Origin of the sequence: Nonomuraea sp. NPDC049158 (genome assembly GCF_040648335.1) — a bacterium.
Lineage (GTDB): Bacteria > Actinomycetota > Actinomycetes > Streptosporangiales > Streptosporangiaceae > Nonomuraea.
Map to the genome: position 1 here is coordinate 292,082 of NZ_JBEZDM010000001.1, position 12,532 is coordinate 304,613.

11 protein-coding genes are annotated in these 12,532 nt (G+C 70.8%); 7 read left to right on the top strand and 4 right to left on the bottom strand.

From position 1 onward, the window contains the following. The 3 genes from AB0B61_RS01345 to AB0B61_RS01355 all read left to right on the top strand — a co-directional run bounded on the left by AB0B61_RS01345 (window position 1) and on the right by AB0B61_RS01355 (window position 3,436). Window positions 1-1,179: an ABC transporter permease gene (locus tag AB0B61_RS01345; protein WP_358426140.1), complete on the top strand. Its 1,179-nt coding sequence runs from the start codon at window positions 1-3 to the stop codon at window positions 1,177-1,179. Between the two features lie 44 nt (window positions 1,180-1,223). Beyond that, the gene (locus AB0B61_RS01350; RefSeq protein WP_358426142.1) at window positions 1,224-2,372 is read left to right on the top strand and encodes an ABC transporter permease; all 1,149 of its coding nucleotides are present in this window, start codon (window positions 1,224-1,226) and stop codon (window positions 2,370-2,372) included. 68 nt (window positions 2,373-2,440) lie between these two features. Further along, window positions 2,441-3,436 carry a hypothetical protein gene (locus AB0B61_RS01355; RefSeq protein ID WP_358426145.1) on the top strand — a complete coding sequence of 332 codons (996 nt, stop codon included), beginning with the start codon at window positions 2,441-2,443 and terminating at the stop codon, window positions 3,434-3,436. 53 nt (window positions 3,437-3,489) lie between these two features. On the opposite strand, the gene AB0B61_RS01360 is transcribed toward AB0B61_RS01355, so the two are convergent. The 3 genes from AB0B61_RS01360 to AB0B61_RS01370 are packed head-to-tail and all read right to left on the bottom strand — an operon-like array spanning window position 3,490 to window position 7,296. Continuing rightward, window positions 3,490-4,644 carry a cysteine desulfurase family protein gene (locus AB0B61_RS01360; RefSeq protein WP_358426148.1) on the bottom strand — a complete coding sequence of 385 codons (1,155 nt, stop codon included), beginning with the start codon at window positions 4,642-4,644 and terminating at the stop codon, window positions 3,490-3,492. Between the two features lie 39 nt (window positions 4,645-4,683). Continuing rightward, a complete protein-coding gene (locus AB0B61_RS01365; RefSeq protein ID WP_358426151.1) occupies window positions 4,684-5,568 on the bottom strand; it encodes an LPD16 domain-containing protein in 885 nt (294 codons plus the stop codon). Window positions 5,569-5,589: 21 nt separating this feature from the next. Next, window positions 5,590-7,296, bottom strand: a complete 1,707-nt coding sequence (locus AB0B61_RS01370; protein WP_358426153.1) for a condensation domain-containing protein — start codon at window positions 7,294-7,296, stop codon at window positions 5,590-5,592. A gap of 273 nt (window positions 7,297-7,569) precedes the next feature. Between AB0B61_RS01370 and AB0B61_RS01375 the strand changes: the two genes are divergently transcribed. From AB0B61_RS01375 to AB0B61_RS01385, 3 genes are read left to right on the top strand one after another with little or no spacing between them, the layout of a single operon-like run. Further along, window positions 7,570-7,809, top strand: a complete 240-nt coding sequence (locus tag AB0B61_RS01375) for a phosphopantetheine-binding protein (RefSeq protein ID WP_357647193.1) — start codon at window positions 7,570-7,572, stop codon at window positions 7,807-7,809. 9 nt (window positions 7,810-7,818) lie between these two features. Further along, on the top strand, window positions 7,819-9,387 hold the full coding sequence (locus AB0B61_RS01380; RefSeq protein ID WP_358426156.1) for an acyl-CoA ligase (AMP-forming), exosortase A system-associated: 1,569 nt from the start codon (window positions 7,819-7,821) through the stop codon (window positions 9,385-9,387). Continuing rightward, on the top strand, window positions 9,384-10,607 hold the full coding sequence (locus AB0B61_RS01385; protein ID WP_358426159.1) for a pyridoxal-dependent decarboxylase, exosortase A system-associated: 1,224 nt from the start codon (window positions 9,384-9,386) through the stop codon (window positions 10,605-10,607). The genes AB0B61_RS01380 and AB0B61_RS01385 overlap by 4 nt, the downstream gene beginning before the upstream one ends. A gap of 120 nt (window positions 10,608-10,727) precedes the next feature. Here AB0B61_RS01385 and AB0B61_RS01390 read toward each other — a convergent pair whose 3' ends face one another. Next, the gene (locus AB0B61_RS01390; protein WP_358426162.1) at window positions 10,728-12,101 is read right to left on the bottom strand and encodes a condensation domain-containing protein; all 1,374 of its coding nucleotides are present in this window, start codon (window positions 12,099-12,101) and stop codon (window positions 10,728-10,730) included. Between the two features lie 155 nt (window positions 12,102-12,256). On the opposite strand from AB0B61_RS01390, the gene AB0B61_RS01395 reads away from it, so the two are divergent. Continuing rightward, on the top strand, window positions 12,257-12,436 hold the full coding sequence (locus tag AB0B61_RS01395) for a hypothetical protein (protein ID WP_358426165.1): 180 nt from the start codon (window positions 12,257-12,259) through the stop codon (window positions 12,434-12,436). Window positions 12,437-12,532: the final 96 nt, after the last annotated feature.

Genomic DNA, 12,532 nt, shown 5'->3' on the forward strand with positions numbered 1-12,532 from the left:
ATGCTGAGACCCCTGATGTCCATCGCCGCGCTGGAACTGCGTACCCGGGTACGCGATGGAACGGCCCTGGTGGTCGCGCTGATCGTGCCGATCGCGCTGGCCACCCTGTTCGGCCTCGCCCTGGGCGGGGACGACCCGCCGCTGCGGGCCACGATCGGCTTCGTCGACCTCGACCGCGGCGAGTTCTCCGCCAGCGTGCGGCGGGAGGTCATGTCCAACGAGCAGCTTAAGGACACGCTGACGCTGCGCGACCTGCCCAGCAGGCAGGAGGCGCAGCGCTCGCTCGACGCCGGTGACATCGGGTCGGCCATCGTGTTCCCGCAGGGGTTCACCAAGAGCGTCGGCGCGGGCTCGGGCGGCCAGGTCGCGGTGCTCACCTCCGCCGAGTCGCCGCTGGCCGGCGTGGTGGCGAACGCCATCGTCGACCGCATCTCCTCGGTGGTGGACGCCCGCACGCTCGCGGTCCGCGCCTCGCTCGCGTACGGCGTGCCCGGCGACCGGGTGAAGGAGCTGGTGGAGCGCAACGGCGCCGCCGGGCCCGGACTGAGCCTGGCTGATGACCCCATGGCGGGCGGCAAGATCGACCTGTCGGTGTACTACGGCTCCGGCATGGCCGCCCTGTTCGCCTTCTTCGTGGTGGGCGCCTCGTTCAGGAGCCTGCTCACCGAGCGGCGGCAGGGCACGCTCAACCGGATGCGGGCCGGGCCGATCCCGCAGTGGACGCCGATCGCCGGCAAGGCGCTGGTGGGGTTCGGGCTGGGCGTGGTCAGCGTCGTCGCCACCTGGGCGTCCTCCTCGCTCATCTTCGGCACCAGCTGGGGTGACCCGGTGGCGGTGTTCGCGCTGCTGGTCGCGCACGTGCTCGCCGCCGCCGCGATCACCATGCTGGTGGCCAGCCGGGCCAAGACCGACGCCCAGGCCGACGGGGTGACCATGGTCGTCTCGTTCGTGATGGCGTTCTTCGGGGGCAGCCTGGTGCCGCTGTACAACCTGCCCGGCTTCCTGCAGAAGGTGGCGCTGCTCACCCCGAACGGCTGGACGTCGACCGGGTTGATCCGGCTCGCGGGCTCCGGCGGGGGACTGACCACGGTGATCGTCCCGATCGGCGTGCTGTGCGCGATCGCGCTGGTGGCGGGCGGCCTGGCCGCGGCCGGCTTCAGGAAGGGGCTGCTCGGATGAGGCCACATGAGCCCGCTCGGACGCGGCCGCAGGATGCGGCTCGGATGCGGCCGCATCCCGTCTTCGCGCTGGTGGCGGCGAACCTGCGGCGGCTCTCCCGTGACAAGGTCGGCCTGTTCTTCATGGTGATCATGCCGTTCGTCAACATCGTCTTCGTCGGCATGGCGCTCGGCGGGGGTGCCGTGGGGGCCGCCAAGCTGCCCGTCGGCGTCGTGGCCACCGGCTCCGACCCCGTCACGGCCGCCGTGCTCAAGGAGCTGCGCGCGCACCCCGACCTCGCCATCACGCCCGTGGCGACCAAGCAGGACCTCCAGTCGGGCGTACGCGAAGGGTCCCTCGCCGCCGGGCTGGTGATCCCGGCCGGCTCGACCAAACTCGAACTCGTCATGACGCAGATGAACGGCAGCGGCATGGCGGCCCGCAGCGCCGTAGACGTCGCGGTCGGCCGGGTGGCCGCCGTGCTCGAAGCCACCAGAGCCGTCGAGGCCGCGGGTGCCACGCCCGCGCAGGCCGCCGCGCGCGTGCGCGAGGCGCAGGCCGACTCGGGCCGCGTCGCGGTCGTCGGCTCCGGTACGCCCGGCGCCACCCCCAGGGGCTTCGCCTACACGGCCCCGGCCAACCTGCTGCTGTTCACCTTCATCAACTCCATGGCCGTCGCCGCCGCGCTCGCCGAGAGCAGGCGGCTCGGGATGCTCCAGCGCGCGATCACCGCCCCGGTCAGGCGCCGGTCGGTGCTCGCGGGGGAGGCGCTGAGCAGGTTCGCCGTGGCCGTCGCGCAGTCGCTGTTGATCATGGTGGTCAGCTCGCTGGTGTTCGGTGTGTCGTGGGGCGACCCGCTGGGCGTCGCCGCGGTGGTCGGCTCGTTCTCCCTGGTGGCGACCGGTGCCGCGATCCTGGTCGGCAGCCTCGTACGCTCGCCCGCGCAGGCGCCCGCCATCGGCCCGCCGCTGGGCATCGTGCTCGGCATGCTGGGCGGCTGCCTGTGGCCCAGGGAGTCGGCGGGGGACTTCCTCAACTCGATCGGTTACCTGTTCCCGCACGCCTGGGGCATGGACGCGCTGCTGGCGCTGACCAAGCCCGGCACGGGCATCGGCACGGTCCTCCCCGAGGTCGCCGTGCTCTCCGGGATGGCGGCGGCGCTGCTCGGCCTGTCCCTGTTCCTGTTCAACCGCCGCACCCGAACCTTCACCTGAGTGTTCCGTTTCAACCGCCGCTTCCCAACCTTCACCTGAGCATTCCGTTGAGTTGATGGGAGATCGTGATGACGACTATTCCGTTCTTTCCGGGGATGGCCCCCGTGGGCGGCGACCACGCCACCGACGTTTACCGTTACGCGGCCCGCAAGGGTGCGATCGAGGCGCTCGAGGTGGCCGCCGCCGATCTCGGCATTGGCCTGCATGAGATGCACGAGGCGGTGGCCCATCTGGTGGAGAACCGCCTGCTCATGATGGAGGACAGGGCGGGCCGCCGGTTCGTCCCCGTGGATCCCGAGGTGGCCGCGGCTTCGCTGGTCTCCTCCGTCGAACGGGAGATCTACCAGCGCCGGGAGCTGATCGACCAGATCCGCGAGCGGATCAGCGTGTTCCGGCAGGACTACACCGGCAGGGCCTCGGCGCCCAGCGCGATCGAGTATCTGGTGGGGTCGATGGAGGTCCGGGGCTTCCTCAAGACGGCCGGTGACTCGTGCCGGGACGAGGTGCTGGTGCTTCAGTCGAGCCTGACCGACGCGGACGAGTTGTCGCAGGCGTACTCACCGCTGCTCGGGCGGGGGATCACGGTGCGCATCATCTGCCAGCACCGTAACCGGGCCGATCTCGCCACCCGGATGCGGATGAAGAAGCTGACCGACGCGGGGGCCTCGGTGTGCACCGTGAGCCACATCCCGCGCTCGGCCGTGGTGTTCGACCGGTCGCTGGTGGTGCTGTTCGGGCTGTCGGACGGGGAGACCAACGTGGCGCGGGTGCACAACCACGGGGTCGCGCAGTTCCTGCTGGACCTGTTCAACCACCTGTGGGAGACGGCCACGCCGCTGGAGGGCGTCGAGGCCGGCTACGCCGACGTGGCCGACGACCTGCAGCAGGCCATCGCGGCGCTGATGGCCAAGGGCTACACCGACGAGGTCGTGGCGCGCAAGCTGGGCATGTCGGTACGCAGCTGCCGCCGGCACATCGCCACGCTGATGCGCGACCTCGACGCGACCAGCCGCTTCCAGGCCGGGGTGCAGGCGGCCAGGAAGTTCCTGCCCAATGGCGGGTGACAAGCGGCCGGTTGTCGGTGCGGGCCCGCCCCCGGCGGGCCCGTCGTCGTATGTCATGTGGCCTGCATCGCGACCGACACCTCGGCCAGGTCCAGGGCCCGCTCGCAGATCAGCTCGACACCCCGCACCAGCTCGTCGAACGCCATGCCCGGGTCGAGGCACATCCGGATGGAGCTGTTCGCGTCCTCGGCGCTCACCCCGATCGCCGTCAGGACGTGTGACGGCTCCTGGGAGTCGGAGTTGCACGCGGACCCGGTGGACACGGCCACGGTACGCAGGCTGGAGACCAGGCTCTCCCCCCGGACCCCGGGCAGCACCAGGTTGAGCACATGAGGCACTCCGTTGAGCGGATCGCCGTTGATCCGGACACCCGGGAGCCGGGTGGTGATCAGTTCGAGGGCCGCCTCGCGCAGCCGTACGGCCCGCATCCAGTCGTCGTCGAGCCGCCGCAGCGCCAGCTCGCACGCCTTGCCCAGCCCGACCACGAGGTGCGTCGGGATGGTCCCGCTGCGCAGCTCGTACTGGCCGCCGCCGTACGTGATCGGCCGCAGGCGCACGCCGGGCCGCACGTACAGGGCGCCGATGCCTTTCGGGCCGCGCACCTTGTGCCCGGAGATCGACAGCGTGTCCACCCCGGCCTCGACCACGTCGATCGGGATCCGGCCGGCCGCCTGGGCGGCGTCCACGTGCAGCAGGCAGCCGACCTCGTGGCAGAGCGTGGCCAGCTCCGCCATCGGCTGGATGGTGCCGATCTCGCTGTTGACCAGGGCGGCGGTGGCGACGCGGGAGCGGACGTCGAGCTGCTCGGCCATTCGGGTCAGGTCGATCAGCCCGTCCTGGCGTACCGCCATCGTGCGGGTCTCGATGCCCCGCCCGGCCAGCGCCCGGCCGATGGACAGCGCGGACTTGTGGTCGGTCGGGCAGAACAGCGCGTTGACGGGCGCGCGCTCCTCATGGGCGAACATGCCCAGCAGCGCGATGTTGTTGCTCTCGGTCGCGCCGGAGGTGAAGACGATGCCGCGCGGGTCGGCGCCCAGGAGCTCGGCCACGGACACGGCGGCGAGATCCACCGCGCGGCGGGCCCGCTTGCCGAGGACGTGCGGCGACGACGGGTTGCCGAAGTCCTCTCTCAGGTACGGCAGCATCGCGTCGACCACTTCGTCGTCCACGCGGGTGGTGGCGCAGTTGTCCAGATAAATGATCTTCATGGGCGGCCCGTCACTTTCGGTGGTCCGTCTCGCGCCGCGTCAGCTCCTGAACGTGCTGACCGTCACGAGCTTCGAGTAGATCTCGTCCGTGGACATCTCCCCGCTCCCGCCGGGGTCGGCGATGATCACCAGCATGTCCGACAGCCGGTAGAGCTCCAGGGCGATGTCGACGCCCGTCTGGACGGGTGCGAGACACTCTCCAGGCGCGAAGATGACGATCGCCCGGTAGCCGGCGTTGTGCACCTCGGAGATCATCTCGGTGATCTCGCCGGCGCATCCGGTGATGCCGCAGCTGATCAGCGTGCGGTAGTTGCCCTCGTCGTCGAGGAAGGCCACCTCGGTGTCCTTCGTACCCGACTCGAGGTAGCGCTTCTCCAGCCGCCCCTGCTTGACGAACCGGTCGGCGGCCTTCTGGAAGCGGTACTTGAGCCAGGTCTCCGGGAAGGCCAGCGGGTGCTTGCGGCTCGGCAGCACGCGGTCCGGCCCGAACCCGGCCTCGCGCAGGATCCGCTCATACTCCGCGGGCAGCCCGGTGAAGCCCTCGAAGAACTCCGCCCGCAGCTCGCTCGCCGGGCGGCCCGACGTGGGCACGTACTGCCAGTCGTTGACCAGCAGGAGCAGCCGCACGTCGGCGGTGGTCCGCGCGTACGACTTGAGGAGGTCGGCCGACAGCTGCCAGCTGTACTCCGGGAAGATCCCCACCCGGCCGGCGATCCGGCGCCGCATCACTTCGGACTCCTGCGCCCCGATGACGCCGGGGACGAGCTTTCCCTCGTCCTCGAAAAGCATGAAATGGCCGCCCATGACGACCAGGTTCTCTATGCCGGAGGCGGTCAGCTCACGGTCTATCAGCCGGCGCAGCTCCTCTTCGGAGCCGACGAGCTGGTGGCTCTTGGATACTCGGGCGGCGAGCGCGTCTGTCATGGTGGACCACTCCAGGGTGGGTCAGGGCTGGGTGAGTACGTGCCTGGGAGACTCGATGACGGCTTCCGGGGTGATCTCAGGGGTCAGCTCGCGGGCCAGGGCCCGCAGCGGCTGGGGGCCGGTCAGGTGGTGGACGGTGGCGCCCGCCCATCCATGGGCCGCCAGCAGGGCCAGGACCCGGGGGATCCGCAGGGCCCGGCCGCCGGCGAGCGTGTAGCTGTCGGACAGGTCCACCTCGCCGAGCCCGTTCACCTGCCGGACGACCTCGGCGAGCGCCTGCTCGGCCTCGGGGGCGCTCACGGGTGTTTTGTCGGGGGTGGGTGCGCTGTGGGGTGCCGGCGGGCTGAAGCCGGCGAGGCGCGTGATGTCGCTGATCCGGATGTCGGCCCCGGCGAGCAGGACGGTCTCGTAGCCGCGCAGGAAGCGTTCCATGTCCCCGGCTCCCATGACCGAGGATCGGGCGTGGAAGCCGACGACGACCGCGTCACGCCACTCGTCGATCCTGAAGTACGTGTCCATCTCCTCGTACGCCCAGGCCGTCGGCACCGGCTTCCAGGTGAACGTGGTGCGCCGGGCCCGCGCCTCGCTGGAGCGCTGCTTGATGAAGTTGACCTCCGACCCGAGCCGTATCGGCAGGCCACGCCGCGATCCCTCGCGCGACACCAGCTCCACGACCTCGTCGTAGGGCGCGGACGAGTGCGTCCGGGCGAGCTCGAAACGCTCGGTCACCCGGCGCAGCAGCTGCGCGAACGTCGGGTCGTCGTGGCAGTCGACGGTCACCAGCATCGGCGCGAACATGCACGTCATCACGCCCGCGTACGGGCCGGGCTCGCGGTTGCCGGAGAACGACAGGTGCGCGACCGTCCCGAGCCCGGTGTAGGCGGCCATCATGGCGGTGTACGCGGTCACGTGAACCAGCGACGGCCACACCTGGTCCGCGGCGGCGATATGCCGCACGGCGTCGAGCAGCGAAGGAGACGTCAACGCCGCACTCCGCGCCACCGGCTCACGGCCAGGCGTCAGCGGTCTGCCGTCGAGCGCGACCGGCTCGCGGTCGGGGAGCGTCGGGTCGTCGTCGGGGGCGCGTCGGGTGGCGAACGGGTCGGCCGGCAGGCGGGTGATCTCCGCGCCCCAGTACGCCAGGGAGCGGGCCGCCACGGCGGTGGCCTCGGCCGACGACTCGTGGCGGGCCAGGTCGGACGGCTGGTTGCGGACCGGTTCCAATGCGGCCGGTCGCCGGGAGCTGAAGCCGGCGCACTGGACGGTGAGCTCGCGCTTGATCTCCCGGACCGTCCACGCGTCCACGGCCAGATGGTTGAGCACCAGGACGATCTGCTTGGGTACGCCGCCCGTGGTGATCACGCAGGCGCGGATCGGCCAGTCGGCGTCGAGGCGGAAGGCGGTGGCACCGAGCCGTTCGACGATCTCGGCGGGGGCAGGGGTGCCGTCACGTTCGGTGGTCGCCAGGATGACCGGCAGCGCGGCCGGCGGGTGCACCTGCTGGCGCGGCTCCGGCCCGGGGTCGAGGTGGTACGTGGTCCGCAGCGACTCGTGGCGGCGCGTCAGGTAGTTGATCGCCGCGCGGCAGTTCGCCACCGTGACGTCGTGCGGGATGGTGAGCCGCAGCACGATGTGCGTGTCATGCCGTTCACCCGGCGGCAGCCGGTGGTATTTCAGCCACATGTAACGCTGGCCCCAGCACAGATTCGCGTTCTTCGCGGCGGACAACTCAGCCTCCCCATGTGCGCCGGTCGCCGGTTAATGTGCTTCATAATCTGCGCCGGTGCGGGGTGCGACAACCGGGTGCCGATGACCGGCTCCGGAAGGCGATTACCTGCCAATGGATAGGGCCGCTTTTCTGGAATGGCGACCTTGACGCGTCGTCGCGCATTCGGCCAAGCTCGGAGCGAACAGCATGGAGCGGCTCGGCTTTCGGCCTGAGGTGGCGCGGTGACTATGTTGGAAATACCACCCGAGTTTCAGAATATTCTGCGCTCGCATTTGCCGTACGCGGACGCGGGCGACTTCTCCGCGTCCGACGAGCTGGCGGGACTCGGGCTCGACTCGATGGGCGTCGTGCGGTTGCTGGCCGACATCGAGGACCGCTATGACATCGAGCTGCCCGACGACCTCCTCAACGAGGAGACGTTCGACACCGTCGGCTCGCTGTGGCAGGCCCTATCCGCGCTTATCCACCCCCAAGGAACCGTCGGTGACGAGCGAGCGCCGTTACGAGTGTGAGGATCGCCGATGCTGACGCGAGTCGACGACGTGGTGCGGTGCGGCGACCCTGATCGCCCCGCCGTGACCTACCAGGACGAGACGCTCAGCTACGGCGAACTGGGCCGCCGTGTCGGCCGCGCCGCGAGCGGGCTGCGCCGTCTCGGGCTGCGCCGGGGCGAGCGGGTCGTCGTCTACCTGGAGAAGCGGATCGAGACCGTCGTCGCCATGCTCGCCGTGTCCGCGGCCGGCGGGGTGTTCGTCCCGGTCAATCCGCTGTTCAAGCCGCAGCAGGTGGGCTACGTGGCCGCCGACTGCGGGGCGGTCGCGGTGGTCACCTCGGTCGAGCGGCACCGCCTGGTCGGCGCCCGGCTCCAGGAGGTGGCGTCGCTGCGCCACCTGATCCTCATCGGCGACCGGCCGCGCGTCCCGGAGCCGCTCCCGATCACGACCTGGTCTCAGCTGTGCGCCTCCGACGAGGCGAACGCTTCCGAAGAGGTCCCGGCTCCTGAGGGAGCGATCGACGCCGATGTGGCGGCGATCCTCTACACCTCGGGCAGCACCGGCAGCCCCAAGGGCGTCGTCCTGTCGCACCGCAACCTGCTGGCCGGCGCCCGCAGCGTCGCCCACTACCTCGGCCACACCCGCGACGACGTGGTGCTCGGCGTGCTCCCCCTGAGCTTCGACACCGGCTTCAGCCAGCTCACCACCTCCTTCATCGCGGGCGCGCACGTCGTCCTGGTGAACTACCTGGTGCCCGGCGCGGTCGTCCGCCTGTGCGCGCGGCACGGCGTCACCGGGCTGACCTGCGTACCGCCGCTGTGGCTGCAGCTCGCCGCGCAGACCTGGCCGGAGGCGGCCACCCGTCGCCTGCGCTACTTCGCCAACACCGGCGGGCGCCTGCCCAGGCCCGCGCTGGACTCGCTGCGGGCGACGTTCCCGCAGGCCAGGCCGTACCTCATGTACGGGCTGACGGAGGCCTTCCGCTCCACCTACCTCGACCCCGAGCAGGTCGACCGCCGGCCCGACTCGATCGGGAAGGCGATTCCCAACGCGGAGATCCTCGTCGTACGCCCGGACGGCGGCGTGTGCGAGCCCGGCGAGAAGGGGGAGATCGTGCACCGTGGCGCGCTCGTGGCGCTCGGCTACTGGAACGACCCCGAACGCACCGCCGAACGGTTCCGCCCCTACCCGCCGGGCGGCAGCCCGTGGGGGAGCGAGCTCGCGGTCTGGTCGGGCGACGTCGCCTACCGCGACGACGAGGGATTCATCTACTTCGTGGGACGTACCGACGAGATGATCAAGACTTCCGGATACCGGGTCAGCCCCAGCGAGATCGAGGAGGCGGCCTACGCCACCGGGCTGGTGGGCGAGGCGGTGGCGTTCGGCGTCGCCGACGACACGCTCGGCCAGCAGGTGGTGCTCGTCGTCAGCGGGCCGGGCGGCGCGTCGTGCGACACCGAGACGCTGGTCAAGGCGCTCGAACGCGACCTGCCGCGCTACATGGTCCCGCGCCGGGTGGTGGTGCGCGACCGGCTGCCGAGATCGGGCAACGGCAAGTTCGACCGTACGGAGCTGCGCAGGTCGGTGACCTGGTGACCGCCATCCCGAGCGGCTGGTACGGCAGGCACGACAGCCAGCTCACCGTGGGCGGTATCCCTGTGGAGCGGCTGGCCGCCCGCGTGGGGAGCACGCCGTTCTTCGCCTATGACCGGGAGCTGGTCAACCGGCGGGTGGCGTCGGTGCGCGCGGCCCTGCCCGTGGACGTGGAGCTCAGCTACGCGGTCAAGGCCAACCCGATGCCCGCCCTGCTCCAGCACATGAGCGGCCTGGTCGACGGCTTCGACGTGGCCTCCGCGCAGGAGATGCGGCACGCCCTCGACACCTCCGTGCCCGCCTCACGGATCAGCTTCGCCGGGCCCGGCAAGTCCATGGCCGAGCTGTCGCAGGCGGTTGCCGCCGGCGTCACCGTCGAGCTGGAGTCCGAGCTGGAGGTGGAACGGGTCCGGTCGGCGAGTGCCGCCGTGGGCGTGCCCGCACGGGTCGCGTTGCGCGTCAACCCCGACTTCGCGATCCGCGGGTCCGGCCTGCGGCTGGGCGGCGGGCCGCAGCAGTTCGGCATCGACGCGGAGCGGATCCCCGCGGTCCTGGCCGGGCTGACCGGCGACGACCTCGACTTCCAGGGCTTCCACGTGTTCGCCGGGTCGCAGAACCTGCGGGTCGACAACATCTGCGAGGCGCAGCGCCGTACCGTCGAGCTGATTCTCGGCTTCGCGGACGCGGCGCCCGGGCCTGTGCGCTACGTCAACATCGGCGGCGGCTTCGGCATCCCGTACGCGCTGCGCGACCGGCCGCTCGACCTCGGCCCGATCGGCGACAACCTGGCGCGGCTGGTCGACGAGCTGGTCCGGCCCCGGCTGCCGGAGGCGCGGGTCGTCGTCGAGCTGGGGCGCTATCTGGTCGGCGAGGCGGGCGTGTACGTCACGCGCGTGGTGGATCGTAAGCGGTCGCGCGGCAAGGTGTTCGTCGTCGTGGACGGCGGCCTGCACCACCAGCTCGCGGCCTCGGGCAACTTCGGCCAGGTGATCAGGCGCAACTACCCGATCGCGGTGGGGAACCGGATGGACGACCCGCCCGAGGAGACCGTGACCGTGGTCGGCTGCCTGTGTACCCCGCTCGACCTGCTGGGGGACGACGTCTCGCTGCCCAAGATGGGGGTGGGGGATCTGATCGTGCTGTTCCAGGCCGGTGCGTACGGGCTGACGGCGAGCCCCACCGCGTTCCTGAGCCACCCGGCGCCGGTCGAGGTGCTGGTCTGAGCCCGGAATGAAGGCAGGCCCGCAGTGCCTACTGCGGGCCTTTTGACCGACGCGTTGTTGCTGTATGGGGGGGATCCGTGGGCCGGCGCGGCGGGGGCTGCCGCGCCGGCCCACGGACGTCTATTGCGGCGGCGCCGGTACCTCAGAGGGGAACAGCGACGGCGGCAGGCCCTCGCTCCTGGCGCTCCACAGGTCCTTCAGGCACGTCTCCGGGTCGGTCACCGCGAGCTGTACGCCGAGCGCCATCGCCCGCAGGATGTCGGTCGCGGCCTCGGGCGGGATGATCATCGGATCCGCGAGCAGCATGACGCTGGTGAGACCGCCCTGAACCGCCACCCGCACCCGGAACGCCTGGCCGTACTGCTGCGCCAGGGGCGTCCACACCAGCTCGGCGGGGGTCGGGTCGGCGGGGTTCAGCGGGGCGCGGTCGATCTGCATGTAGTTGAACCAGCTGCGGAACAGGTGGTTGAACCAGCAGTCGTGTCCCGGCTCCTGCCCGCTGTGCGTGGCCGCGTCGGCGGCCAGCGCGGCGACGCGGTCGAAGTCGTAGCAGGAGTAGCGGTACGTGCGCGCGCTCGCCCAGTGCCAGCGCTTGACGTGCTCGGCCAGCGTGGCGCCCGGATCGACGGTGGCGCTGACCGGAATGAGCTGGTTCATGGTGCCGACGACGTGCTGGTGCTCCTCGGCGAACCGGTTGGAGGCCATCAGGCTCATCGTCACCCGGTCGGTGTCGGTGTGCCGGGCGAGGCCGGCGGCGATGAACGCCATCAGCACCGCGGGCGGTGTCACGCCGTGACGCTTGGCGGCCTCGGCGGCGAGCCCGCTCAGCCGGCGTGAGTGCAGCGTGGCCTCGATCCGGTTCCGCTCGGCGCGGGCGGGGAGCGTGGGCAGCTCGTCCATCAGGCCGTCGGTGAGCACCCGCCGCCAGTAGCGTTCGGAGCTCTCCTGCTGGCCGCGCCACGACTCGTCGCGCTGCCGGTGGGCCAATTCGCGCAGGGTGGGGCCCATCTGCGCGTGGGCGTCCGGATCGGCCACCAGGGCGCGGAACTGGTCCTGCAGATGATGGATCGACCACACGTCCACGATCAGGTGGGAGAACGACAGCGCGAGGAAGACCGGGGACCCGTCGGTCGTGACGAGCACGCCGCGCCAGGGCAGCGCGTCGGTCATCGGGAACGGGATCGTGGCCAGCTGCTCCTTCGTACGCTCCGGGTCGCCGCGGTCGGTGATCACGCGGTCCACGTGCTCGACCGGCGGCGTCACCGTGCGGTGGATCCGCTGCACGGGCTGCCCGTCTTGCACGTGGTAGGTGGTGCGCAGGCATTCGTGCCGGTCGACGAGCAGGCGCAACGCCGTCGTGACCCGGTCCAGGGGGAGGCCGCGCAGGTCCCAGGTCGTCGGCAGGTTGGCGTCCCGCATCCAGTCCTCGGGGTAGCGCTCCACTTCTCGCCAGCTCCATAGCTGGCCGTTGCTCAGGGGGGCGTCGACGGGCATGTGGTCTCCTCGTGAGCTCTTTCGGCGGGCGGACCGCTGACAGTGGCCCCGCTGACGGCCCTCCACACGCGCACGTACCGGGCCCCGGTAAAAGGTTTTATCCATTTCGGCTCGGCGGAACTCTCAGGCCAATGTCGCCACCTGTCCCACACAGGATGCGAACTGCCTACACCTATGTCAACGCGCCCGCGCTGGCAGCTTCTGCCGGAAACAATGTGCCAGCCCGCGACCGTGGTTCGGAAACGGCGCGGCGATTAGGGTCACAGCAACTATTCAAAGCGATCGTCTTTATGGAAACCGGCACTGTCTTGTTGGTGATGATGCCCGAAGCTTGAGGTGGCGCATTGATGGTTGGTGAGTCGATTCAGCTAAACGGCACGACTGCCGGGGACACCGGCCGGTCGCGGACCGGTCGCTTTTCGTCCGCCGTG

Excerpts from the sequence above, each read along its gene's own strand:
- AB0B61_RS01380 (WP_358426156.1), top strand. The coding sequence starts at position 7,819 with ATGCTGACGCGAGTCGACGACGTGGTGCGGTGCGGCGACCCTGATCGC.
- AB0B61_RS01395 (WP_358426165.1), top strand. The coding sequence starts at position 12,257 with ATGCGAACTGCCTACACCTATGTCAACGCGCCCGCGCTGGCAGCTTCT.
- AB0B61_RS01365 (WP_358426151.1), bottom strand. The coding sequence starts at position 5,568 with ATGACAGACGCGCTCGCCGCCCGAGTATCCAAGAGCCACCAGCTCGTC.
- AB0B61_RS01345 (WP_358426140.1), top strand. The coding sequence starts at position 1 with ATGCTGAGACCCCTGATGTCCATCGCCGCGCTGGAACTGCGTACCCGG.
- AB0B61_RS01355 (WP_358426145.1), top strand. The coding sequence starts at position 2,441 with ATGACGACTATTCCGTTCTTTCCGGGGATGGCCCCCGTGGGCGGCGAC.
- AB0B61_RS01360 (WP_358426148.1), bottom strand. The coding sequence starts at position 4,644 with ATGAAGATCATTTATCTGGACAACTGCGCCACCACCCGCGTGGACGAC.
- AB0B61_RS01350 (WP_358426142.1), top strand. The coding sequence starts at position 1,224 with ATGCGGCCGCATCCCGTCTTCGCGCTGGTGGCGGCGAACCTGCGGCGG.
- AB0B61_RS01390 (WP_358426162.1), bottom strand. The coding sequence starts at position 12,101 with ATGCCCGTCGACGCCCCCCTGAGCAACGGCCAGCTATGGAGCTGGCGA.